This is a genomic window from Xanthomonas sp. 3058, from assembly GCF_014199765.1.
Lineage (GTDB): Bacteria > Pseudomonadota > Gammaproteobacteria > Xanthomonadales > Xanthomonadaceae > Xanthomonas > Xanthomonas campestris_B.
This window is the reverse complement of sequence record NZ_JACHOF010000001.1, coordinates 288,273-311,406: the sequence shown is the minus strand read 5'-3', so window position 1 is coordinate 311,406 and position 23,134 is coordinate 288,273. Positions and strand designations below refer to the sequence as shown.

Annotated in this window: 19 protein-coding genes; 9 read left to right on the top strand and 10 right to left on the bottom strand. The window is 65.5% G+C overall.

Annotated elements, in window-relative coordinates; genetic code table 11:
- Genes GGR61_RS01550 through GGR61_RS01530 form a run of 5 tightly spaced genes read right to left on the bottom strand, consistent with a single transcriptional unit; the run spans position 1 to position 5,096 of the window.
- Positions 1 to 321, bottom strand: a complete 321-nt coding sequence (locus tag GGR61_RS01550) for a hypothetical protein (RefSeq protein WP_184620237.1) — start codon at positions 319 to 321, stop codon at positions 1 to 3.
- A 48-nt stretch (positions 322 to 369) separates the two neighbouring features.
- The gene (locus GGR61_RS01545; protein WP_184405928.1) at positions 370 to 1,404 is read right to left on the bottom strand and encodes a spore coat U domain-containing protein; all 1,035 of its coding nucleotides are present in this window, start codon (positions 1,402 to 1,404) and stop codon (positions 370 to 372) included.
- The gene (locus GGR61_RS01540) at positions 1,401 to 3,752 is read right to left on the bottom strand and encodes a fimbria/pilus outer membrane usher protein (protein ID WP_184405931.1); all 2,352 of its coding nucleotides are present in this window, start codon (positions 3,750 to 3,752) and stop codon (positions 1,401 to 1,403) included. Before GGR61_RS01540 ends, GGR61_RS01545 begins: the two co-directional genes overlap by 4 nt.
- Before the next feature lie 16 nt (positions 3,753 to 3,768).
- Complete coding sequence (locus GGR61_RS01535) at positions 3,769 to 4,536, bottom strand: molecular chaperone (RefSeq protein WP_184405933.1); 768 nt, start codon at positions 4,534 to 4,536, stop codon at positions 3,769 to 3,771.
- 8 nt (positions 4,537 to 4,544) lie between these two features.
- Positions 4,545 to 5,096 carry a spore coat U domain-containing protein gene (locus GGR61_RS01530; protein ID WP_184405935.1) on the bottom strand — a complete coding sequence of 184 codons (552 nt, stop codon included), beginning with the start codon at positions 5,094 to 5,096 and terminating at the stop codon, positions 4,545 to 4,547.
- A gap of 268 nt (positions 5,097 to 5,364) precedes the next feature.
- On the opposite strand from GGR61_RS01530, the gene map reads away from it, so the two are divergent.
- The 8 genes from map to asnB all read left to right on the top strand — a co-directional run bounded on the left by map (position 5,365) and on the right by asnB (position 14,650).
- The gene (map, locus tag GGR61_RS01525; protein ID WP_184405937.1) at positions 5,365 to 6,141 is read left to right on the top strand and encodes a type I methionyl aminopeptidase; all 777 of its coding nucleotides are present in this window, start codon (positions 5,365 to 5,367) and stop codon (positions 6,139 to 6,141) included.
- The gene (locus GGR61_RS01520) at positions 6,138 to 8,747 is read left to right on the top strand and encodes a [protein-PII] uridylyltransferase (protein WP_184620236.1); all 2,610 of its coding nucleotides are present in this window, start codon (positions 6,138 to 6,140) and stop codon (positions 8,745 to 8,747) included. The genes map and GGR61_RS01520 overlap by 4 nt, the downstream gene beginning before the upstream one ends.
- Before the next feature lie 17 nt (positions 8,748 to 8,764).
- Entirely contained in the window at positions 8,765 to 9,916 is a 1,152-nt protein-coding gene (gene dapD / locus GGR61_RS01515; RefSeq protein WP_184620235.1) for a 2,3,4,5-tetrahydropyridine-2,6-dicarboxylate N-succinyltransferase, read from the top strand.
- A complete protein-coding gene (locus GGR61_RS01510) occupies positions 9,913 to 10,383 on the top strand; it encodes a hypothetical protein (protein WP_184620234.1) in 471 nt (156 codons plus the stop codon). The genes dapD and GGR61_RS01510 overlap by 4 nt, the downstream gene beginning before the upstream one ends.
- A gap of 1 nt (position 10,384) precedes the next feature.
- On the top strand, positions 10,385 to 10,741 hold the full coding sequence (locus tag GGR61_RS01505) for an arsenate reductase (RefSeq protein WP_184620233.1): 357 nt from the start codon (positions 10,385 to 10,387) through the stop codon (positions 10,739 to 10,741).
- Entirely contained in the window at positions 10,738 to 11,196 is a 459-nt protein-coding gene (locus tag GGR61_RS01500; protein ID WP_184620232.1) for a GNAT family N-acetyltransferase, read from the top strand. The genes GGR61_RS01505 and GGR61_RS01500 overlap by 4 nt, the downstream gene beginning before the upstream one ends.
- 46 nt (positions 11,197 to 11,242) lie before the next feature.
- Complete coding sequence (dapE, locus tag GGR61_RS01495; protein WP_184620231.1) at positions 11,243 to 12,370, top strand: succinyl-diaminopimelate desuccinylase; 1,128 nt, start codon at positions 11,243 to 11,245, stop codon at positions 12,368 to 12,370.
- 585 nt (positions 12,371 to 12,955) lie between these two features.
- Positions 12,956 to 14,650 (top strand): asparagine synthase B, encoded by a 1,695-nt coding sequence (gene asnB, locus GGR61_RS01490; protein WP_184620230.1) that lies wholly within the window; start codon positions 12,956 to 12,958, stop codon positions 14,648 to 14,650.
- 66 nt (positions 14,651 to 14,716) lie between these two features.
- Here asnB and hpaM read toward each other — a convergent pair whose 3' ends face one another.
- From hpaM to GGR61_RS01475, 3 genes are all read right to left on the bottom strand, one after another.
- The gene (gene hpaM / locus GGR61_RS01485) at positions 14,717 to 15,772 is read right to left on the bottom strand and encodes a type III secretion-associated outer membrane-bound protein HpaM (RefSeq protein WP_184620229.1); all 1,056 of its coding nucleotides are present in this window, start codon (positions 15,770 to 15,772) and stop codon (positions 14,717 to 14,719) included.
- 344 nt (positions 15,773 to 16,116) lie between these two features.
- Entirely contained in the window at positions 16,117 to 18,255 is a 2,139-nt protein-coding gene (locus GGR61_RS01480; RefSeq protein ID WP_184620228.1) for a TonB-dependent siderophore receptor, read from the bottom strand.
- Between the two features lie 410 nt (positions 18,256 to 18,665).
- A complete protein-coding gene (locus GGR61_RS01475) occupies positions 18,666 to 21,062 on the bottom strand; it encodes a penicillin acylase family protein (RefSeq protein WP_184620227.1) in 2,397 nt (798 codons plus the stop codon).
- Between the two features lie 147 nt (positions 21,063 to 21,209).
- On the opposite strand from GGR61_RS01475, the gene bfr reads away from it, so the two are divergent.
- On the top strand, positions 21,210 to 21,695 hold the full coding sequence (gene bfr, locus GGR61_RS01470) for a bacterioferritin (protein ID WP_221228970.1): 486 nt from the start codon (positions 21,210 to 21,212) through the stop codon (positions 21,693 to 21,695).
- A gap of 227 nt (positions 21,696 to 21,922) precedes the next feature.
- Here bfr and GGR61_RS01465 read toward each other — a convergent pair whose 3' ends face one another.
- Complete coding sequence (locus GGR61_RS01465; protein ID WP_184620226.1) at positions 21,923 to 22,579, bottom strand: thiopurine S-methyltransferase; 657 nt, start codon at positions 22,577 to 22,579, stop codon at positions 21,923 to 21,925.
- A 258-nt stretch (positions 22,580 to 22,837) separates the two neighbouring features.
- The gene (locus tag GGR61_RS01460; RefSeq protein WP_184405969.1) at positions 22,838 to 23,077 is read right to left on the bottom strand and encodes a hypothetical protein; all 240 of its coding nucleotides are present in this window, start codon (positions 23,075 to 23,077) and stop codon (positions 22,838 to 22,840) included.
- Positions 23,078 to 23,134 lie beyond the last annotated feature (57 nt).

Here is a 23,134-nt window from a genome sequence, read left to right as displayed (position 1 = left end):
TCAGAACGCAATGGTGGTCATGCGTGCCGCACTGGCGGGCGCTGGCCCGGCGAGTGCGCTGGCGTCCTGGCCGGTGCTGGTGGGGGCTTCGGTGGCGCGTGCGGGCTGGGCGATCGCCATTGGCGTGCCCCTGGAGCAGCTGGCGCGTGGCGGAGTGGTGCGCAGTTCGCACCCGCTGAGCAGCCGTAAGCCGATATGCAGGGTGGAATTCTCCGGGCCACGGCTGGCAGCCGCGCTGGCGGCCGTCGCGGTGAGGACGAGCGCAACCAGGGTCAGACTTTTAAAGACGGTGACCAGTGTCATGGAGGCAATCGTTTGCATTGGAGACGTAACAGATAGCGACGCTCCCAAAGCGAACTTTATTAACTGTCAGTAAGTGATGGAGACGGTCACCGTGTCGTTGTAGGCCCCTGCGATGGGCAATTGCGCGCCTGCCGCACGCCCGTAGACGGTGACCGTCTGGGTCGCGCCGTTGCCGGTGCCGGCGAGCGTGTCCACGCCGATCGTGGTGCCCCAGAGGTTGGCGCGACCGGCATCCCGGTAGAGTTGGTAGGCGACATAGTTGGCGCTGGAGGCGTGGCGCATGCGTCGGGTGCCGCCGCTGGCGTTGACGCCGTTGTCCAGGCCGATGTTCCAGGCGGTGCGGTTGGTGCAGGCCAGGCTGATGGTGGAGGTGCGGTCGATGGCGGTGTTGATGCTGCCGGCGATGCTGCCGAAATCCAGGTCGGTGGTGACATAGGTGTTGCAGCGTGCCGGCACGTTGGCCGAGGCGGTGAACGGGAACGCGTTGCTGGCGGTCTTGCTGCCGCTGCCACCGGCCGTACAACTGCCCGGCGCCGGTGGGACGCCGATGACGCTCTCGTTGTAGGAATAGCGCAGCACCGTGTCGGCCCCGCCGAACGTGCTGGTGTGGTTGCCGATCGACAGGATCTGATTGGTCGGAATGCGCCCGTACAGCGTGACGCTGGTGGTTTGCGAGCCGCCGGTGACCACCGGGACACCGTACGACAGCGTCAACAGAACCGGCGAGGGGGTGGTCGATGCGGTGGCGCCCCAGACCTGGGTGCGTGAGGCATCCCTGTAGATCTGGAAGTCCAGGCTGTCGCTGGTGGAGTTGCGCATGCGGCGCGGTGCATACAGGCCGCCGCTGGCGCTACCGGGCCCCAGGTCCAGGCACAGGCTCACCTGTGCGTAGCCCAGGACACTGAGCGCGGCGGTCGCACAGGAGACGCTGAGCGTTGCCACCGCATCGGTGGTGCCATTGGCGGCGACATTGCCGAACGCCAGCGCCGTGCCCAGGGTGGCCGTGCAGGTAGTGTCGGCCCGGGCCGCCTGGCTGGGTGCAAGCCACAGCGTGGCGATGGTCAGCGCCAGCAGCAGGCGCCAGGGTGCGTGCCTGGTCATGGCGTCTTCTGCTCACCCAGGCACGGCAGCGGACCGACGCGCGGAATCCCGCCGGGATTGGAGGGGTAGGCGAACTGCGCGGTGCAGCGCCCGTTCGGCGACTCGACCAGGATGCGGTTGTCGTGCTGCAGGTTGTCCAGATAGGTTTCGCCGTCGTAGCCGACCACCACGCGCTCGGCGTCGCCCTCGCGCTGCACCACGCTGCCGACCGGCAACGGCACGCCTTGCGCATCGTGCAGCACGATGATCGCCGCGCGCACGCGGGTGATGCCGAAACGCACCGCCACCCCGGACTGCTGGCGCGGGGTGACGGCGGTATCGACGCGGTCCACGCGCAGATCTGCCGGCAGGTTCAAGGTGTCGATGGACAATTGATTGCGTTGCCACGATTGCAGCGGTGTCACCAGCAGCATGCCACGTGCGTCGGTGACGCCGATCAGGCGATTCTCCAGCCGTACCGGAATGCCGGCCTGGCCGTCGGTGGAGACCACCGCAAACGCATCCTGGATATCGCGCGCGGCAAAACCGCGACCGTTCATCCACACCAGGCTGCCACTGGCGCTGGCATAGCCGAAGCTGTCGCCGTCCTGATTGGCCGCGCCGAGGTTGTAGCGGCCGATCCGATTCAACCAGCCCAGTTCGGCCAGCCCGCCGTTGGCATCGTCGCCGGCACGTCCCTGCACGCGCCAGCCGAGGCCGCCCAGGTCGCCGTCGCCGGGCAACGGCTGGCTGACGTCGGCGACGAATCCGGTGCGGTTGCCGTTGCGCTGCATCGATGCACTGGCCTGGCGCAACTCGCCGAAGGTGGTCGACAGCGACAGGTACAGGCTGCGATCGCTGCGGATGTCCAGATTTTGATTGCCGGACAGGTTGGCAGCCCAGTTGCGCCCGAAACTGCGCGACCAGAACAGGCTGGCGTAGCGCGAGGTGTCGCCCTGCGGATAACTCAGCCGCACGTAGCTGGTGCCCAGCGAGCCGATCGGATTGACGTTGACGCCGAATACCGCGCGGTCGCTGATGCGTGCCGGCAACGCGCCTTGCAGCGCACCCAGGTCGCGGTAGTCGCCGTGGGTGCGCTGGGTGCCTAGATTGAAGTTGAAGCGACGGTTGTTCCAGGCAAAGCCCAGCACATACTGGCCGCCGCGCAGCGCGTCCATCTGGCTATGCGCATAAGCGGCATTGACGACGCCGCCGCGCCCCAGCAGCCACACGCCGCCGGCGCCGGCATTGACCACGCCACCGCCGGCTTCGGCATGCGCTTCGATGGTGACGTCCTCGCGCAGTCCCTTGCGCAAGGTGGCGCTGGCCACGGTGCGCGATTCGTAAGAAAACGAACGCACGCCGTAGTCCTGGCGCAGATGGCCAATGCCGGCCGACCACTCGGAAATGCCGCGCGCCAGCAACTGCGGCGTGCCGTAGAACGCAAAATCCAGCCGACGCACCTGGCCGAAGGCATCGGTCACCACGATCTGCGCCTGGCCGGTGCCGCTGATGCCTGGTTGCGCGGCCAGTTGGAACGGGCCGGCCGGCACCTGGCCGCTGTACTGGCGCAATCCATCGACGTAGAGCTCCACGGTCGACGGCACCACCGCTTCGCCCAGGAAGCTGGGCGTTGGCGTCAACACGCGGTACGGCTGCAACGCGTAGTTGCGGCCGATCTGCACGCCGCCCAGGCGGATCGAGCGGCTCCAGTCGACAAAGCCGCTATAGAAGTCGCCGACGGTGAGGCTGGTGGCGCTGTCGGGAAAATCCATCTGCCAGGCGCTGTCCAGGCGCACCGCTTCACTGCGCCAGCGCCCGTCCTGCGGGCGGTCGTAGGCCAGGAACACGGCGGTGGTGTCGACCATGCCGCGGCCGATGCCGAAGCCGCGCAATTCGGTGGCCAGCGATACGTTGCTGGAGCCGGTGTTGCGCGTTGCATAGAAGTCGTAATTGAGCAGCATGCCGGGCGAAGCGGTAGCGCTCGGCGGAGCGACCTGTTCGGCCTTCAGGACCGTGGTGGAGAGCGACAGTTGCGCCAACGGCACCTGCAGCGCCAGCCGCTGCAGCGCGGCGTCGTAACGCACTTCCACATCGGGCAGCCGGTCCAGGTCGAGCAGTTCGCCGGCAGTGCGGTCGGCCAGCACGAAGCCCAGCTTGCGCAGCGTTTCGACCGAGCCACGCAGGTGACCGTCGATCAACTCGAACGGCGCCAGGCCGCGCTCGGCCTGATTCAGGGTGACGTCCAGATACAGCGTCTGCGGCAGGGCCGCAGCGCTTTGCTGCGCCTGATCCGGGAGCGTTGTCATGTCGGCCAGGTCGCCGGATGCGCCGTAGGCCAGGCTGGTGGCGGTCGCGAGCAGCGTCATCGCCAGCCGGCCCGCATCACGGCGCTGCTGGCGCTGCCAACAGGGTGCGTTCGTCCGCCTCACCATTGATCCTTGCGATGATGGTGCCGTGCCCGAACTGGGCCAGCGGTGCGCCGAGCGACCAGCGCATGGTCTGGCCGGCCAGCACATAGCCGACCAGGCCGCTCAATGCGGTTTTGGTCGCCCCATCGACCTGATGCCGCAGGTCGGCGACCTGGGCGTGCCCATCGCCGGTGTTGCTGATCTGGATCTGCGCATTGCCGTCGCTGCCGGCGATCACCTGGGTGCGCAAGATCGGCATGGGGTCGGTCTTGCCGGGCGGCAGCACGAAGATCGGCACCGAGTAGCGCAGCACGAACTGCATGCCCTTGCGGTCCGCATCGGCGCTGGGCAGTTCGTCGACGATGATGCGGTAACAGGCCTCCTGGCCGGTCGGCGCAGGCCCGGCGCGAATCACCCGGATGAGCTGGCGTTCGCCAGCGGCCAGGGTGCGCATCGGCGGGCTGATCAGCAGTTCCTGGGTCGGGTCGAGTTGGTCCTTGCCGTCGATCTGCGTCCAACGGTAGGCACGGGTCTGCACCTGCACCGGCGCACTGCCGCTGTTGCTCAGCCACAGCCCGTCGGCGGATTGCTGCGCGCTCAGCGTCAGCGAGGTCGGTGCCAGCTGCAGACTGGCGGCGTGCGCGGCCTGCAGCGACCACGCACTGGCCAGCGCCAGCAGCACGCTCAGTGCGGTCGGAGCCAGCCATGTCGGCAGGCGTGATGACAGCTGGTGCAGTGTCATGCGCGTGCTCAGTAGACGATCGTGGCGGTGATCGTATCCTGGTAGGCACCGGTGGCGGGATTGTTGGCGGACGGGTTGGTCACACGGCCGTAGACCGGGTAGACCTGGTTGATGCCGGTCGCGGTGCGGCTCAGCGTATTGGTGCCGGTGGTGCTGCCCCAGACCGTGCTGCGTCCCAGGTCCTGGTACAGCTGGTAGGCAATGAAGTTGTTGGTGGTGACCAGCGCGTCGGTGTTCTTCATCCGGCGGGTGGTGACGTCGTTGGAGGTGCCGGCATTGCTGCCCGCGCTCAACGCGATGTTGTACGGGGTCAGCGCGGTGCACTGCGCGGTCACGCTGCCGTTGGCATCGGCATTGGCGGTCGAGGTCGAGAGCACCGAGCCGAAGTCGACGTCGGTGGCAGAGGCCGCGGTGATGGTGCAGGCCTTGGTGACGGCGATCTTGACATTGAATGTGGTGGTATCTGCCGCACTGGCAACGCCAATGGTCGACAGCAGGCCGAGGGACAGCAGGACAGGGCGGACAGTGCGCATGGACATTTCCTTGACCAGTCTGGTCATTTAAGTGCGGCGGGACGTCGTGCTGAAGGCAATGCATCAGCCGTGCCATTAATTAACGCCGCTTTCACATGGCTCTAAAGGCCCCCGGCAAGGCTTTTTTTCAAAGTGCGACGCCCATTGCTTGACGTCGTTCGCCATCGGATTGGCGGAATTTGCGCTGGTTCACAGAAATGTCTGGTTCCGTGTCAGATTGCTGTTCTCCTGTCCGCTTGCGCTGCGTCGCACCGCGGGCGTTCAGATTCAGCCCGGATCGGCGATAATTGCTGCCATGAGCGTCAATCTAAAAACCAAAGAAGAAATCGAACTGATGCGCGTCGCCGGCCGTCTGGCCGCCGAGGTGCTCGACATCGTGGCCCCGCACGTTCAACCGGGCGTGACCACAGCCGAGCTGGACCGCATCTGCCACGACCACATCGTCAACGTGCAGGGCACCATCCCGGCCAACGTCGGCTACCGCGGCTTTCCCAAGAGCGTGTGCACCTCGGTCAACAACGTGATCTGCCACGGCATTCCAAGCGCGGCCAAGGTGTTGAAGGAAGGCGATATCGTCAATATCGATGTCACCGTCATCAAGGACGGCTGGCACGGCGACACCAGCCGCATGTATTACGTCGGCACGCCGTCGGTGATGGCCAAGCGCCTGGTGGAAACCACCTATGAAGCGATGTGGCGCGGCATCCGTGCGGTCAAGCCGGGTGCGACGCTGGGCGATGTGGGCCATGCGATCCAGAAATTCGCCGAGGCCGAGCGCTTCAGCGTGGTGCGCGATTATTGCGGCCACGGCATCGGCAAGATCTACCACGACGAGCCGCAGGTGATGCATTACGGCCGTCCCGGTGAGGGCTTGGTGCTCAAGCCGGGCATGACCTTCACCATCGAGCCGATGATCAACGAAGGCACCTATCACCATAAGACACTGCCCGATGGGTGGACCGTGGTCACCAAGGACCGCAAGTTGTCCGCGCAGTGGGAACACATGGTGGCAGTGACCGAAGACGGCGTGGATGTGCTCACGTTGTCGGCCAACGCGCCCGCATCGGCATGACGGCCACGCCGGCGGACCGACCCGATCCGGGCGTCGCCGGCGACGCGGAGTGGGCTGCGCAAGCCCGTCCGCTGCTGGTGCATGCGGACATGCGGCTGTGCAAGCGCTTCGACCAGGGCGAGCCGATCGAGCGGCTGGTGGCGCTGCGCGCACGCGCGGTCGATCAATTGATGCGCAATGCGTGGACGCGCTGCATCCCGGCCGATGCGGCGTTGTCGTTGCATGCCGTGGGCGGCTATGGGCGCGGCGAATTGTTTCCGCGCTCGGATGTGGATGTGCTGGTGCTGGGCGAGAGCGCCGTGCAACAGCAGCACGAGCAGGCCCTGGCGCGGTTGTTCGCACTGCTGTGGGATGTCGGCCTGCCGATCAGCCACGCGGTGCGCTCGTCCGCCCAGTGCACGGTCGCCGCCATCGACCAGACGGTGCTGACCGCCTTGATCGAATCGCGCCCGCTGGTTGCCGCAAGTCGGGCGCGTGCTGCCCTGGCGGCGGCGATTTCGCCGCAACAGGTGTGGCCGCCGCGCGACTTCTTCCAGGCCAAGCGCGAAGAGTTGCTGGCGCGCCATCAGCGCTTCGGCGATACCGCCGACAACCTGGAGCCGGATATCAAGGACGGCCCCGGCGGCCTGCGCGACCTGCAGACATTGGGCTGGATGGCGCTGCGCGCGTTCGGCGTCAAGGATCTGGAGGCGCTGGTCGGGCTGGGCCATGTCGGTTTCGACGAGGCGGCGGCATTGCGGCGCGAGCGTGAGGAACTGGCGCGGCTGCGGTTTGGGTTGCATATCGTTGCCAATCGGCCGGAAGAGCGCCTGCGTTTCGATTACCAGAAGACCCTGGCCGAGCGACTGGGGTTTGCCGACGACCTGGAAAGCCTGGGCGTTGAAAAGATGATGCAGCGCTTCTACCGCAGCGCCGCGTTGATCCGTCGCATCAGCGATCGTCTGCTGCAACGCTTCGAAGAACAATTCGATGGCGAAGCGGTGCCCGAGCCATTGGGTGCCGGCTTCAGCCTGCGCCGTGGCTACCTGGCGGCCGATGCGGACGACTGGCCGGCCGGCGACGTCATGCGGGTGTTCGCCTTGTTCGCGCAATGGGCCGCGCATCGCGAGGTACGCGGACTGCATTCGTTGACCGCGCGCGCGCTGGCCGAGGTGCTGTGGGAATTGCCGGCCTACGACCGCGCCGATACGGTGGCACGCGAGCGGTTCATGGCGCTGCTGCGTGGCCCGCGTGCGGTGGAAACACTCAACCGCATGGCGCGCCTGGGTGTGCTGGGACAGTGGATTCCTGCGTTCGCCAGCGTGTCCGGGCGCATGCAGTTCGACCTGTTTCATGTCTATACGGTGGACCAGCACACGCTGATGGTGCTGCGGAACATCGCGCTGTTTGCGGCCGGTCGTGCCGACGAACGTTTTTCGATCACCCACGAAGTCTGGCCTCGCTTGCGCAAGCCGGAATTGCTGCTGCTTGCGGGCCTGTTTCACGATATTGCGAAGGGGCGCGGCGGCGATCACTCGGAGCTGGGTGCGGTGGATGCGCGCGCGTTCTGCCAGGCGCATCGGCTCAGCGAAAACGATACCGCGCTGGTGGCCTGGCTGGTGGAACAGCATCTGCGCATGTCGGTGACCGCGCAGAAGCAGGACATTTCCGACCCGGAGGTGATTCATCGCTTCGCCACGCTGGTCGGTACGCGCGAACGGCTGGATTATCTGTATCTGCTGACCTGCGCCGACATTGCCGGCACCAGCCCCAAGTTGTGGAACGCATGGAAGGACCGGCTGCTGGCCGATCTGTACTTCGCTGCGCGCCGCGCGCTGCGCGAAGGCCTGGAACATCCGGCGCCGCGCGAGGAACGCCTGCGCGAGGCGCGCGAATCGGCGCGCACGTTGATGCAGGAGCAGGGCTACGACGACGCCACCATCGATCGTCAGTTCGCCGGCATGCCGGACGAAAACTTCCTGCGCTTCCGTCCCGAGCAACTGGCGTGGCAGGCGGTGTCGCTGATCGAAGCGCGGATCGGCCAGACCATGGTCAAGGCGCGCCGTGCAGTGCCGGACAACGATGCGCTGGAACTGTTCGTGTATTCGTCCGATCGCGATGGCCTGTTTGCGGCGATCGTGGCCACGCTGGATCGCAAGGGCTACGGCATCCATCGCGCACGCGTGCTGGATGCGCCGCACGATGCGATCTTCGACGTGTTCGAAGTGCTGCCGCAGGAAGACTATGCCGATGGCGATCCGCAGCGCCTGGCTGCAGCGCTGCGCCAGGTGCTGGCCGGCGACCTGCTGAAAGTGCGGCCGTCACGACGTGCCGTGCCGCGCCAGCTGCGACATTTCCGCTTTGCGCCGCGGGTGGAATTCAGCGAAAGCGCTGGCGGCCGCCGTACCCGCATCAGCCTGGTAGCGCCCGATCGGCCCGGTTTGCTGGCCGACGTGGCGTACGTACTGCGCATGCAGCACCTGCGCGTGCACGATGCGCGCATCGCCACCTTCGGCGAGCGAGCCGAAGATCAGTTCCAGATCACCGACGAGCATGATCGCCCGTTGCCCGAATCCGCCCGGCAGGCGCTGCGCGATGCGCTGTGCGCCTGCCTCGATCCCACCTAGTACGTTCGGAGACCCCCATGGCCACCAGCAAGAAGTCCACGCGCAAGCCCAGCGCGACCACCGTCAGCGCAGCGTCCAAGCGCACGGCCGCGCCGGTCAGCAAGGCTGCCAAGGCACCTGTCGCCGCCAAGGCCAAGCCTGGCGCAACCGTTGGCAAGAAAATCGCCGCCAAGCAAGCCGTTACCAAGCCCTCCGCTGCGCAGAAAGGCGCCGCTGCATCGCGCGTGGCCAAGCAGGCGACCCGCGTGGTCTCTGCGCCGGTCGCCAAGAAGGCCGCCGCTGCGAAGAAGCTGCCGCTTGCCGAACAGGCGGTGCGTAGCGCTGCCACGCAGGTGCGGAGCGACGAACTCAGGTTCGGGATCGAGAGCGCGTTCGAACGCCGCGCCACCTTGACCATCGACGAAATCGACGGCTCCACCCGCGCCATCGTCACCCGCGTCATCGACGGCCTGGAGAGCGGCGAATTCCGCGTTGCCGAGCCGGACGGACAGGGCGGCTGGACCGTCAACGAGTGGTTGAAGAAGGCCGTGCTGCTGTACTTCCGTGTTAACGAGATGGCGGTGATCGACGCGCAGCCGGCGCCGTTCTGGGACAAGGTGGAGTCGCGTTTTGCCGGCTTCGGCGAGGCCGAGTTCCGCAAGGCCGGCGTGCGTGTGGTGCCGGGTGCGGTTGCGCGGCGTGGCAGCTATTTCGGCAAGGACGTGGTGCTGATGCCGAGCTTCACCAACATCGGTGCGTATGTGGGCGAAGGCAGCATGGTCGACACCTGGGCCACGGTGGGGTCGTGTGCGCAGATCGGCAAGCATTGCCATCTGTCCGGCGGCGCCGGCATCGGCGGCGTGCTCGAACCGCTGCAGGCCAGCCCGACCATCATCGAGGACCATTGCTTCATCGGTGCGCGTTCGGAAGTGGTCGAAGGCGTGGTGGTCGGCCACCACAGCGTGATCGGCATGGGCGTGTTCATCGGCCAGAGCACGCGTCTCTACAACCGTGCCACCGGCGAGATTTCCTACGGCTACGTGCCGCCGTACAGCGTGGTCGTCTCCGGCCAGCTGCCGTCCAAGGATGGCTCGCACTCGCTGTATTGCGCGGTGATCGTCAAGCAGGTGGATGCCAAGACGCGCAGCAAGACCAGCGTCAACGAGCTGCTGCGCGGTTTGGCCGATTGAGCACGCAGCCAGGCCCGCGCCACGGCATCCTGTCCAGGACTGCGTCGCGCTGGGTGCGGTGGGGCATCCCTGCATTTTGGCTGGGCTGGGGCGTGTTCTATACGGTCGGCATGCTGATCCGCGCCCCGGCTGTCACGGCCGGCGGGGCGTGGCATTGGATCGTACCGGCGCTGCTTGCGGCGATGGCCTTGCGCTGGCTGCGGCAACCGGCGCGTTGGGCGCAGGTGTACGACCTTGGCGATGCCTTGCTGATCGAACGTCAGGGACGGCAGCAGCGCATCGACCTGCGCGATCTGCGCGCGGTCGAGCCAGCCTGGCTGATTCCGCCGGTGCGTCTGGCATTGCGGATGCGGGTCGGCGCCGCGCCGGTGATTTTCCTGCCTGCCTGCGGGCAGTCGCCCGAACTGCTTGCCACCGGCCTGATGGCGCGTGCCCAGGCGCGCCGCGCAACCACAGGAACTCCATGAGATGACCACGCTGTACGGACTCAAGAACTGCGATACCTGCAAGAAGGCGACCAAGTGGCTGGACCGCTTCGGCGTGGCCTACCGCTTCGTCGATTACCGCGAACACACACCCGAACCGGAGACGCTGCTGGCATGGGCGGAGCAGGCCGGCGGATTCGATGCGCTGATCAACAAGTCATCGACCACCTGGCGGCAGTTGCCGGACAACCGCAAGGCCGCAGCCAGCGCCGCCGAATGGAAGCTGCTGCTGCGCGAATATCCGCAGCTCATCCGTCGCCCGGTGGTGGTGACCGACGACGGTACGCTCAGCCAGGGCTTCTCCGACAACGGCTTCAAGCAGCGCTTCGGCGTGGAATGAAGATCCGCCCTTACCAGGCAAGCGACTGGGCGCGCATCTGCGCCATCCACGACGCTGCGCGGATGGAGGAACTGCAGGCGGCCGCGCTGCCGGATGCATTCCTGCCGCTGCAGGTCGCCGCGCAGCGCGAGGGATTGTTCGATTACCGTGTGCAGGTCGCCGAACGGGATGGGTCTCTGGCCGGATTCGTTGCCGACGATGGCCAGGAACTGGCCTGGCTGTACGTGGACCCGGCATCGCGGCGGCGTGGCGTGGGCAAGGCGCTGGTGGCGGCAGTGCAAACCGCCAATCCCGGCGGCCTGTCGCTGGAGTTGCTGGAAGGCAACGCGGCGGCGCTGGCGTTCTACCTGACCTGCGGCTTCGTGGAAACCGGCATACAGGGCGGGCGGATGCCGGGCAACGAGTCCTTTGCGGTGCGCGTGCATGTGCTGCACTGGGCGGGAAACACCTGTTGAACCGAACATCGCCTGTTCCGTCCTTGCAATCGAAAGGTGCCATCGCATGTCCGACATTGTTGACCTCACCTGTGAACTGATCGCCCGTCCGTCACTGACGCCGGACGATGCCGGTTGCCAGGAACTGATCGCGCAGCGGTTGGCGCGCGCCGGCTTTGCCATCGAGCGGCTGCGCTTTGGCCAGGTCGATAACCTGTGGGCCACCCATGGCAGCGGGGCGCCGGTGCTGGCGCTGCTCGGCCACACCGATGTGGTGCCGCCCGGGCCGCGCGAGGCCTGGGCCAGCGATCCGTTCGTGCCGCAGATCCGCGACGGCGTGCTGTACGGACGCGGCGCCGCCGACATGAAGAGCGGTGTGGCCGCCTTCGTGATCGCCGCCGAACAGTTCGTCGCCGCGTACCCGCAGCATCCCGGCACGCTGGCGGTGCTGCTGACGTCCGACGAGGAAGGCGATGCGCTGGATGGCGTGCGCAAGGTCGCCGAGACGTTTCGCGCGCGCGGCGAACGCATCGACTGGTGCATCACCGGCGAACCGTCCTCCAGCGAGCGGCTCGGCGATCTGCTGCGCGTGGGCCGTCGCGGCAGTCTGTCGGGCATGCTGACCGTGCAGGGCCTGCAGGGGCATGTGGCGTATCCGCACAAGGCGCGCAATCCGATCCATCTGGCTGCGCCTGCGCTGGCCGAGTTGGTGGCACGGCATTGGGACGACGGCTACGAGAGCTTCCCGCCCACCAGCCTGCAGATTTCAAATATCCATGCCGGTACCGGTGCCAACAACGTGATTCCCGGCGAGCTGCAGGTGGCCTTCAACCTGCGCTACAACCCGTGCTGGGACGCGCCGCAGCTGGAGGCGGAGATCGCCGCGCTGCTCGACCGTCACGGCCTGGGCTATTCGCTGCGCTGGCACCGCAGCGGCGAGCCGTTCTACACCCCGGAAGGGCGCTTGCGCAGCGTCGCGCGTGAGGTGCTGGCGCAGTTTGCCGGCGCGTCGCCGGAGGAGAGCACCGGCGGCGGCACTTCGGATGCGCGGTTCATCGCACCGCTGGGCGCGCAATGCATCGAAGTCGGCCCGGTCAACGCCAGCATCCATCAGGTCGATGAGCACGTGCGCGTGGCCGATCTGGACGCCTTGCCGGCGCTGTATCGCGCGCTGATCGAACGTCTGCTGGCCTGAGCTGCGAGATGGTCTGCGGCTATCAGCCCGCAGATTGCGCAGGCTGATAGCCGCGCGCATCGACGCGTGGCATGCCCGTCCTGTTCCAGGACGCGTGCGTTTCCACCGGGCGCTGCTGTCTTCCGACGGGGGGCAGAGCGTTCGCGGCGCGCTGCCGCGCGCTACGCTTCAGTACGCAGATCCAGGCGTACTGCAGGGTCGGGCGCGCGATGCGTCCGCGACGTGGGTCAGCCCAGGACTCCCGAGCGTGGCTCGGGCAGCATCCGTGCCATAGCCGGCGCACCGCGTGCCGGTTTGGATCGCTGGCTTGGTTGCCATCGCAACAGTTGCGTCGTCGCCGAAAGCGGGATACGGTCGAGCCATGTCATCGCTCCTGTCCAATGTCGTCAACAACAACCGCACTAATCTGCGCGCGAATAATCGTGCATGGCCGATGCGGGTCTGCGACTAGGCGAAGTCACCTCAACGCCCGGAAACCAGAAAACCCGCATCGGCCGATGCGGGTTTTTTTTATGGGTGTCATTCTCGTGTAGCACGCTATTCCACCGGCCTCCAACCCCCACTGCTTTATCCAGGAGTGTGTCCATGTGTTCCATCTTCGGTATTTTCGGCCTGCAACCAGGTGACGATCTGCAGGCATTACGCCGGCAGGCGCTGGAATGTTCGCAGCGGCAGCGTCATCGCGGTCCCGACTGGAGCGGTGTGTATGTCGATGCCGGTGCGATCCTGGTGCACGAGCGCCTGGCCATCGTCGACCCCGCCGGCGGCTCGCAACCGTTGCTGTCCGAAGATGGGCAACTCGCGCTCGCGGTCAATGGCGAAATCTACAACCATCGCGAACTCAAGCAGGAACTGGCGCAGCCATACGCTTTCCAGACCGGCTCCGATTGCGAGGTGATCAATGCGCTGTACCGCGAAGACGCACCGGAGGCGTACCTCAACCGCCTCAACGGCATCTTCGCTTTTGCGCTATGGGACAAGGCGGCCGGGCGGGTGATCATCGCGCGCGATCCGATCGGCGTGGTGCCGCTGTACTGGGGACATGATCGCGAAGGCCGCTTGCGCGTGGCATCGGAACTGAAATCGTTGGTCGACGATTGCGCCGATGCCGCGCAGTTCCCGCCCGGCCACTGGTACGACAGCGCCACCGGCGCGTTAAGCCGCTACTACAAGCGCGCGTGGCGCGACTACGCGGAAGTGGAAGGCGTGCAGGTGCAGCTGCAGGAGCTGCGCGAGGCATTCGAGCGTGCGGTGCATCGGCAGCTGATGACCGACGTGCCGTACGGCGTGTTGCTTTCGGGCGGCCTGGATTCGTCGCTGGTCGCCGCCGTGGCTGCGCGCTACGCACGCCATCGCATCGAGGAGAACGACACCACCGAAGCCTGGTGGCCGCGTCTGCATTCGTTCGCGATCGGTTTGAAAGGCTCGCCCGATCTAGCCGCCGCCGAGGTCGCCGCCGCAGCGTTGGGCACGGTGCACCACGGTTTCGAATACACCTTCGAAGAAGGGCTGGATGCGCTGCCCGAGGTCATCCGGCATATCGAGACCTATGACGTCACCACCATTCGCGCCTCCACGCCGATGTTTCTGCTGGCGCGGCGGATCAAGGCGATGGGCGTCAAAATGGTGCTGTCGGGCGAAGGCAGCGACGAGATCTTTGGTGGGTATCTGTACTTCCACAAGGCACCGAACGCACGCGAGTTCCATGAAGAGCTGGTGCGCAAACTCGACGCGCTCAACAACTACGATTGCCTGCGCGCCAACAAGTCGATGATGGCCTGGGGCGTGGAGCCGCGCGTGCCGTTCCTGGACCGCGAGTTCCTGGACGTGGCCATGCGCATGGATGCCAGCTTCAAGATGATCGACAAGACCAGCACCGGCGCCACGCGGATGGAAAAGGGCGTGTTGCGCGAAGCGTTTGCAGGGTATCTGCCCGAATCGATCCTGTGGCGGCAGAAAGAACAGTTCAGCGATGGCGTGGGCTATGGCTGGATCGATGGACTCAAGGCGCATGCCGCCGCGCATGTGAGCGACCGCGAGTTGGCTGCGGCCGACCGACGTTTTCCGGTCAATCCGCCGCAGACAAAGGAGGCGTATTTCTACCGCAGCCTGTTCGAGCAGTTTTTCCCGAGCCAGGCGGCGGCAGAAACCGTGCCCGGCGGTAAGTCGATTGCGTGCTCGTCGCCGACCGCGATTGCCTGGGATGCGAGTTTTGCCGCGATGGCCGATCCGTCGGGCCGTGCGATTGCCGGCGTGCACGAACAGGCACTGGCCTCGTAGCGCACGTTGCGGCGACAGCGGCCTGCATGCGTCCACGCGCTGCCGGCCGCTCTCTACATCCGTGGTTTATTGCTCGTGGCGAACGCAATAGCCGTAGCGCTGCGGCTCGATATCCACACCGGCCACATCGGACTGGTTGTTGCGCCACAGGTTCGGCTTGAAGTCGGCTGCGGTGCAGTTGGCCGCACGGTCCACACCGATCGTGTAGGTGAACGGCGTATTGGAGAAACGGTTGTTCTCGAACACGTTGTCCTGACTCATGCTGTTGTCCCAGCACAGGATTTCCGGCGTGCGATAGCGGATGGCACAGGCCAGGAACACGCCGGCCACCTTGTTGCCATCGAACTGGTTGTTGCTGAAGCGGTTGCGCCGCGCATCGGACAGATAGATGCCCTGGCTGCCGTTGCGCTCGAAGCGGTTGTTGCGGATTTCGCTGTCTTCCAGATGCTCGGTGGTCAAGCCTGCGGCCACATTGTCGTGGATGTAGTTGTTGACCATCGTGACCTTGGCGGTGCGGTTGAACGACACCCCGTCCCAGATCGCACCGGATACATCGTTGTTTTCGATGGTGATCTCGCGCGTGTCGTATTCGCTCAGCAGGCAGGCACTGCGGCACTTGTTGACCTGCAGGCCGGCCAGACGGATGCCCTGGCCGGAACGCACGACCACGGCGCTATTGCTCAGGTACGGGCGCTCTGGCATGAATTCCTTGTCGCCGGTGCTGGCGACGATCTGCATGTCTTCGATGCTGACATTGCGAATCACGCCGGTCGGCTGCTGGTTTTCGTAGTCGCCGACCACCAGCGCCGGCTGCTGCACGCCATCGGCCATGCGCAACACGGTGCTCGGACCCTTGCCGCGCAGCGTGAGGTTGCCGCGATGGATCGAGACCAGGCCGTTGAGCGGAAATTCGCCTTTTTCCAGGCACAACACCGCCGGCGTGTCGCTTTGCGGGAGCTTGTCGATGGCTTTTTGCAGATCCTGGCCGGGGCGCAGCTTTGCGGTACAGCTGGCAACGGGTTCGTCGGGCGGGCCGGATTTGGTCGGCGGCGCGGCCGAGCAGGCGGTCGCAGCAAAGAGCAGTGGCAATACGGCGGAAACGGAGCGGGCAAGCTGAGGCATGCGGATTCCGGTCAGTGAGGGGATGAGGGCGATCGTGCGGAGAGACTCTCCAGATCGCGACGGCCTCTAGTGTGTCCCACCGGACGTTAAGTTCTAGCTGATTTCAGCCCATCCGGTTCGGCGCAGGTTCATTACGCCGCCATGGATGACGCTGCAAACGTGCGCCGTCGAGTAGTCGGCGCGGCGCCGCGCGGACAACAAATCAGAACGCGCTGCGCACTCCACTAGCGCTCTTGCGGTAGATGCCACAGCGCGTACCGACGTCGGCCGTACGGTGGTGCGCGCCGCAGGAGTGCGTGCAGTCCAGGCAGCGGCATGTCTGCGTGCGCCGAGGTTGTCCGCAGTCAGAAGCTATAGGCCAACTGCGCGTAGATACGCCGCGGTTCGCCCGGAAAATGCCCGGCGCGTGTGTTGAAACCGCTCACTGCATAGACCTTGTCGAACAGGTTCTTGACGTTGACCTGCAGCTTCCACGCATCCCATTGCGTTTGCCAGCTGATGTCGTAGATCGCATAAGGCTTGACGCGTTGCCCGTCCAGGCTGACGCGCTCGCCCACATAATCGGCACCGAAGGCGATGGCCGACCGCCAGGCCGGCAGGTCGTAGCGTGTCCACAGGCCGAAGGTGTTGCGCGGTGCATTGGCGAAGCGGTCACCCGACGCATTGGTGATGCCGTCGGTACCTGCATCGAGCACGCGCGCGTCGTTGTAGGCGTAAGTCAGATTGAGCACCCACCGTTCGGTGAGGTCGGCCAGCAGGTCCACTTCCAGGCCTTCGCTGCGCACCAGGCCGAGTGCGGCGAGTTGATTGACGCCATCGACGATGCTGCCGTTGGCCTGCACGATATTGCTGCGTTCGATGCGGTACAGCGCGGTGTTGAGCGTCAGCCCGCCATCGTTGAGTGCCGTTTTCAGGCCCAGTTCCCACTGCGTGCTGCGTTCCGGGTCGAACGGTCCACCGACGCTACTGTCCTGATTGGCCGCATCCTGCGGCAGGAAGCCGCTGGCGTAACTTGCGTAGGCATTGATGCCATCGCGCAGCACGAAGGTGCTGCCCACACGCCAGCTGAGATCGTTGCCGGTGACGCGCGAGCCATCCAGCAGGTTGTCGTCCTTGAAGCCGTCCCAACGCATCCCGGCCATCGCGTACCAGCGCGGGGTCAGCGTGAGTTCGTCCTGCAGATAGGCGCCATAGCGCTGACTGCGTGTGCTGGTGGCCCGCCAGGGCAGGCTGTCCAGACCGTAGTCGTAAAAACCGCTGCGCCCGTACACCGGGTTGAACAGATCGATGCCCGGCACCGGGCCGCGCGTGCGTCCGGTATCGGCGGTATTGGCGGTCTGCGCGCGGAAATCGGCATCCAGGCGGTAGTAGTCCGCGCCCATCAGCAGCTTGTGTTCGATCGCGCCGATGCTGGTGCGGAACACCGCGTTGACGTTGCTGGAGATCGCATCGTTGTCGCGGTATTGATTGCGCAGCTGCCGGGTCATCCACTCGGCGGTGCCGTCGCGATCGCGATCGATCAGGCCCATCGGCTCGTGATAGATCTGATGCTCGTCGTTCTTGAACCAACGCAGCGCCATGTCCACGTCCCACGCGCTGGACGGTGCGAACCGGTACTGCGCAAACGCCACCTTGGCGCGCATGTCGAGGAAGTCGGTCGGCTCGTTGTGATTCCAGCGCCGGTCGGTGAGGAAGTTGCCGTCATCGTCCACCGGCACGCCGCGCAGGCGATTGCCGCCCAGGTTCTGGGTGATGTCGGTGTATTGCAGGGTGAGTTCGCCGGTCTGGCCGATATCGAAGGCCACCGAGGCATCGCCGATCTGGCTCTGGCTATCGGTGTTCCAGCGGAAACCATCCTCACCATCGGCATAGGCACCGATGCGATAGCGAATGCGCCCATCGGCACGCGCCGGGCCGGTTGCTTCGAACGAGGCCGCGCCGAAGGATTGATTGCCCGCCTGCAGCTCCACCCGGCGCGCGGCCTGATGGCCGGGTTTGCGGGTGACGTAGTTGATGAGGCCACCCGGTTCGCCGCCACCGTACAACGCACCGGCCGGACCCTTGAGCACTTCCACGCGTTCGATATTGAACAGCTGCGGCACCGAGAAACCGGCATACGGATCGCCGCGCAGACCGTCGTACAGCACGTTTTCCTGGCGGAATCCGCGCAGGGTGACACCGGCGTAACTGAAGAAGCTGATGCCGCTGATGCTGCGATACAGATCGGTGATCTGGCGCGCGGCCTGGTCGTCGATCAACTCGCGCGGCAGCACCTGCACCGACTGCGGCACCAGCGCTAGCGGCGTGTCGGTGCGCGTGGCGACCGCTGCATCGTCGGATTTGTACAAGGTCTGCGCACGACCGACCACGTTGACGCCATCTAGCTCGGTGACTTCGGCATGGTCGTGGTGTTGCGCAAAGGCAGGAAATGCGGGCAGCGCGAGTGCAGCGGCGAGGGCGGTGATGCGAAGCGTGGGATGCATTGTTGATAATGGGAATGGTTACCAATTGCATCTTAGCATGCTGTGCTCGCTTCATCGCATGGATGGCCAGGTGTGCGCGGTCTGGGTGCTTCTGTGCGCATGTGCGCAGTGGGAGATGCATGTGCAGAAGGGCACAGCATCGCTTGTGCCTTCTCTCTCAGGGAGAAAGGTGCCCGAAAAGCGGATGCGGGTGCGGCAAGCCGCATTGCCTGGCGTGCCGCGCGCCGTTTGACGCGAACGACGCAACCGCGTTGCATGCATTCAGTGCATTGCGTCGCGCTGCTCCGTGCCCTCACCCCAACGTGCCCTCACCCAACCCCTCTCCCGCATGCGGGAGAGGGGCTTATGGCGGTCGGCGGTTTCTTCTGGTCCAGATCTCCCTGCTGCAGCAGCGCGGGGAACGGCGCGGCCTACTTCGGCTGCAAATGCAGCGTATAGCGCGTGGCGGTCGGCAGGAACGGTGTCGGGCGGCCATGCACCCAATCGTCATGCCCGGCGCCCCAGAACGGCGACAACGGATGTCCGCTCTGGCCGCCCGGCATATGCACGATGCCGTCCTGTTCGTGGCCTGGCGACACCACCATGCGCTCGGAGGCGCCGAAGTCCGCGCCCTGCACCCGTGGCATGTCGCGATCGCCCGGTAGTTCGTCGGCAGGCATGCAGAGCCAGCGCTTGCCCAACACCGGCAATGCACGCGCAAGTGGATGGCAGATGGCGGCGGTGTTGCGTTCGCCCCAGGTACGCTCGCTCAGCGGGCCCTCTTTCGCCGTTAGATCGGTCTGCACGGTGCGTGCGGCCTCGATCAGCAGCTGATCCCAGCTTGGGTACGTCGGTGGCAGCAGATTGGCCGGACGTTGCTGCAGCAATGGCCAGACGATGCCTTCCAGCGGCGTGCGACGTGGCATCAGGAAACTGTCCCCCAGCGCGGCCTGGGCCGGCGCGCGCAAGCCTGCTGCCACGGCATCGATGGTCGCTCCACGAAAACTGCGCACGATCCGGTAGCTGGCAGAGCCAGTAGAGGCGTGCCCGTCCCATTGCCGCGTGGCGACTTCGATCTGCTGCAGCTTCGGGTCCTTGCTGTGTTCGACCACGCTGCGCAGCAACTGCCACCAGCGCGTGAGCAGCAGGGCGCGATCGTCGAGCTGGATGGCAAGCAGATCCAGCTCGTTGAAACGCTGCTTGGCGAACAGGTCGTCGCGGATCTGCTGCGCACGCGCGCCGAGGTCATAGCCGGCGTTGCCGAGCGTGGCCAACTGCTGCGCATCGACGATGCGGCTATTGGCGGTCCACAGCCGGTGCGAGGGTGGGTCGATCAACGCAGGCGCGTCGTCGCTGCGCACAGACCACGGCACGCATCCGGTCGGTGCCGCTGCCGCCTCCGCAGGCGTGTGCGATGGCGCGTTCGGGCCCATTGACGACGATGCGAGTTCGGCGATGCCGCTCGGGCCGCACCCGGCATTGCGTGCCGGCCGCGCACCGATCAGACGCCAGGCGATGCGCCCGCTGCGATCGGCCAGCACCAGGTTCTGCACGGGAATGCCCGAGCGATCGGCCACTGCAAATGCTCCTTCCAGATCGCCTGCCGTGCTCATTTGCGCGAAATCCAGGCGGATCGCACCGGGAAGCTGCGCAGCCCAGCGCAGCGCCAGCAGGCTGCCATCGGCGTTTTCATGCACGATCGGCCCCCATGCGGCCTCGCGCACCTTCAACTGCACCGAGGGGGCACCGGACACGCGGATGGTTTCGACATGTGTGGTGAGCGCCTGCGGATGCCCCGGTGTGGCCGGCGGAATCCGCGCAAAGTCCGCTGTGTCGATATAGCTGTTGGTGAAGGCCCAGGCCACATGCCCGTTGCTGCCGACCACCACCGCCGGCAGGCCGGGCAGGGTGAAGCCGGTGACATCCACCTTGCCGCCAGGCGCGCTCGCGTCCGGGTAGCGCAAGCGCGCACGGAACCAGATGTTGGGCGCGCGCAGGCCCAGATGCATATCGTCGGCGACGATGGCGCGGCCGTCGCGGGTGAGACTGCCGTCCACGGCGAAGTTGTTGCTGCCGGGTGTCGGTTGCTCGGCTTGCGGTGCGACGGCCGGATGCGGCAAGCGGCGCAAATCCACTGCGGCAGCATCCGGCAGCGCGGCATCGCCCAGCGCCGGTCCGAACAACGGCGCGTCCCAGCTGGAGCCCTGGTGGTCGAGCAACGCCGCCAGCGCCGGCGGCACCACTGCGCGGATGCGTGCGCTGGCCAGTTCGGTCTGGTTGTCGTTGTCCTGCAGGTCGGTATACATCGCCATGCCGGTCAGGATGGAATCGTCCAGCGTCCAGGCGCGGGGTGTCTTCAACAGCAGAAGGTACGGCCACGGACGCACCCGCAAGTCCGCCAGGCCGGCGTTCACGCCGTCGGTATAGGCCTGCAATGCGGCGCGCTGGCTGCCGGCGGCGATGTCGAGGCTGGCACGTACACGCGCCCTCAGCCGGTGCAGGCGATTGCGTTTGTCCAGATTCAGCGCGATGCGCCCGAACAGTTCGGACAACTCGCCGGCCGGCGCGCGGCGCATCAGGTCCATCTCGAAATAGCGCTCCTGCGCGTGCACGTAGCCGAGCGCGCGCATGGCATCGATCTGATTGCTCGCAGCGATGGTGACCACGCCACGCTGGTCGCGCTGCACGCTGACCGGCGCCGCGAGGCCTGACAGGGGGCTGTCGCCCTCCAGCTGCGGCAGGCTGCCGCGTATCAGCAGATACAGGGTCAACATGACCAGCAGGGTCACCACGATCACCGGCATCAGCCGTCCAAGCCATTTGCGCATTGTCGATTCCTTGAGTCCGCTCAAAAGTGTGGCCTGCGGTTATGACCGTGGCGGGTCCGGCCGCAAGCGCAACTGAAAGTGATTCCGATTAGATCATTGCCTTGCCGGTTAGGGCACCATGCGCGCATTGCGTCACTGGAGCACACCATGAAAGGCCACCCCGAAGTCGTCGATTACCTCAAGCAGCTGCTGCGCGGCGAATTGGCGGCGCGCGACCAGTATTTCCTGCACTCGCGCCGTTACGAGGATCAGGGACTGATGGCGCTGTACGAGCGCATCAACCACGAGATGGAAGAGGAGACCGAGCACGCAGACGCGTTGTTGCGGCGCATCCTGTTCCTGGAAGGCGACCCGGACATGCGTCCGACAGAGTTTGCGCCAGGCAAGACCGTGGTGGAGATGCTCGAACGCGATCTGGTCGTGGAATACGAAGTGCGCGCCAATCTCGCTGCCGGCATGAAGCTGTGCGAAGAGCACGGCGACTACGTCAGCCGCGACATCCTGCTCAAGCAGCTGCAGGACACCGAAGAAGACCATGCCTGGTGGCTGGAGCAGCAATTGGGCCTGATCAAGCGGATCGGTCTGGAGCTGTACCAGACATCGAAGATCGACAAGGGCCCCGTGGCCGGTTGATTGGGGGATTGCTGGACCAGCGTGCGGTGCAAGGCCGCACGCTGGTGGTTGAGGCTGCAACGGGATGTGAGGCATGGCCAGCGGGTTGCACTGGCTTGCTGAGATGTGCCGACCTTCGTGGTGACGCCATTCGCTCAATTGCTGCAGATCGCCGGCCCTATGCCGGCGTTTTTCATTGCGGCCTTGCCGACTCCGGAATTGGCGCTGCAGACCTTGTCTCGACGCTGTCAGCGGCGTTGCAGTCGATACACCGCGGTGGATAGCGCGGTGACGTCGTCGGCACGGAAGCGCGGTTCCTGATCCAGGATGTCGCGCTGTTCCAGCTGCTGCACCTGCCATTGCGCCTGAAACAGCGCCTGCACCTGGGCAGCATCCACCGCGAAAGGCGGGCCGGCCTTTTCGACTTGCGGATAGTCCAGCGTGATCAGCAACCCGCGACACATTGCAGGCAAGCGCGCGTAGGTGGTTTGCAGATACTGCTGGCGCAGGTCCGCCGGCAAGGCCACCAGCGCGGCGCGGTCGTAGACCGCCATGCACTCGGCCAGCACCTGCGCGTCCAGCGCGAAGGCGTCGCCGCAGATGATCTCGATCGGGCCGGCGATGAAATGTTCGCCCGCGCTGCTGGTGTGGCGCTGCGGTTGCAGGTTGGCGTCATCGAAGAACTGCGTCACCGCCAGCGGCGAGACCTCTACGCCCAGCACACGATGGCCTTGCGCAGCCAGCCAATGCATATCCAGCGTCTTGCCGCAGAGCGGCACCAACACGCGTGCAGCGTGTGGCAACTGCAACGCGGGCCAGTGCTTCTGCAGCAGCGGCATCACCTCGTCCTGATGGAAGCCGGTCTGTCCGTCCTGCCAGCGTTGCAGCCAGAAATCTGTGTTCATGGTCTCGTCGTGTTGGTGCAACGCAGTGCGGCATCGCGCTTATGAAAAAATCGTGCCTGTGTGCGTAGCGCGGCGCGGCTGCTCAGTGCTGCAGGTGATGAAGTTCGTTTTTTCAGCCAAGCGCATCGATCAAATCGCCGGCTGGGTGGTTGCATGCCGGGAGGAGGGCGCACCGAACTCTGTCCGGCGCTTCCGCCGCGACGCTACAGCAATTGCTTCAATCAAGCCGCGCGCCACCGATGGATCTGACTGCGTGATTCAACTGGCTGGCAGACGCGCAATGAGCAGCAGTCCCTCTGCATCGGCAGAGGCCTGGTCGTAATGAACCAGGCCACAAAAATCCGTGTCGACCATGATGCCGTGGCCAAGATAGCTCCAGCTCTCGTGGCCCGGAAGATAATCGGCCGTGTCCATGCAGGCAACGACATTCCCGCGGTATTGCGCGTCGATCTCGATGAGATCACCGGCTTTTGATGCTTGGCCATCCGCGTACAGCATTGAACCTCCCAGCCAATGCGCCGCAACGCGGTGCGTTGGTGATTCATTGCAATGGAA

Bases quoted from the DNA above. Each gene is read 5' to 3' on its own strand.
- GGR61_RS01550 (WP_184620237.1), bottom strand. From the start codon at position 321: ATGCAAACGATTGCCTCCATGACACTGGTCACCGTCTTTAAAAGTCTG.
- GGR61_RS01545 (WP_184405928.1), bottom strand. From the start codon at position 1,404: ATGACCAGGCACGCACCCTGGCGCCTGCTGCTGGCGCTGACCATCGCC.
- GGR61_RS01540 (WP_184405931.1), bottom strand. From the start codon at position 3,752: ATGACGCTGCTCGCGACCGCCACCAGCCTGGCCTACGGCGCATCCGGC.
- GGR61_RS01535 (WP_184405933.1), bottom strand. From the start codon at position 4,536: ATGACACTGCACCAGCTGTCATCACGCCTGCCGACATGGCTGGCTCCG.
- GGR61_RS01530 (WP_184405935.1), bottom strand. From the start codon at position 5,096: ATGACCAGACTGGTCAAGGAAATGTCCATGCGCACTGTCCGCCCTGTC.
- map (WP_184405937.1), top strand. From the start codon at position 5,365: ATGAGCGTCAATCTAAAAACCAAAGAAGAAATCGAACTGATGCGCGTC.
- GGR61_RS01520 (WP_184620236.1), top strand. From the start codon at position 6,138: ATGACGGCCACGCCGGCGGACCGACCCGATCCGGGCGTCGCCGGCGAC.
- dapD (WP_184620235.1), top strand. From the start codon at position 8,765: ATGGCCACCAGCAAGAAGTCCACGCGCAAGCCCAGCGCGACCACCGTC.
- GGR61_RS01505 (WP_184620233.1), top strand. From the start codon at position 10,385: ATGACCACGCTGTACGGACTCAAGAACTGCGATACCTGCAAGAAGGCG.
- GGR61_RS01500 (WP_184620232.1), top strand. From the start codon at position 10,738: ATGAAGATCCGCCCTTACCAGGCAAGCGACTGGGCGCGCATCTGCGCC.
- dapE (WP_184620231.1), top strand. From the start codon at position 11,243: ATGTCCGACATTGTTGACCTCACCTGTGAACTGATCGCCCGTCCGTCA.
- asnB (WP_184620230.1), top strand. From the start codon at position 12,956: ATGTGTTCCATCTTCGGTATTTTCGGCCTGCAACCAGGTGACGATCTG.
- hpaM (WP_184620229.1), bottom strand. From the start codon at position 15,772: ATGCCTCAGCTTGCCCGCTCCGTTTCCGCCGTATTGCCACTGCTCTTT.
- GGR61_RS01480 (WP_184620228.1), bottom strand. From the start codon at position 18,255: ATGCATCCCACGCTTCGCATCACCGCCCTCGCCGCTGCACTCGCGCTG.
- GGR61_RS01475 (WP_184620227.1), bottom strand. From the start codon at position 21,062: ATGCGCAAATGGCTTGGACGGCTGATGCCGGTGATCGTGGTGACCCTG.
- bfr (WP_221228970.1), top strand. From the start codon at position 21,210: ATGAAAGGCCACCCCGAAGTCGTCGATTACCTCAAGCAGCTGCTGCGC.
- GGR61_RS01465 (WP_184620226.1), bottom strand. From the start codon at position 22,579: ATGAACACAGATTTCTGGCTGCAACGCTGGCAGGACGGACAGACCGGC.
- GGR61_RS01460 (WP_184405969.1), bottom strand. From the start codon at position 23,077: ATGCTGTACGCGGATGGCCAAGCATCAAAAGCCGGTGATCTCATCGAG.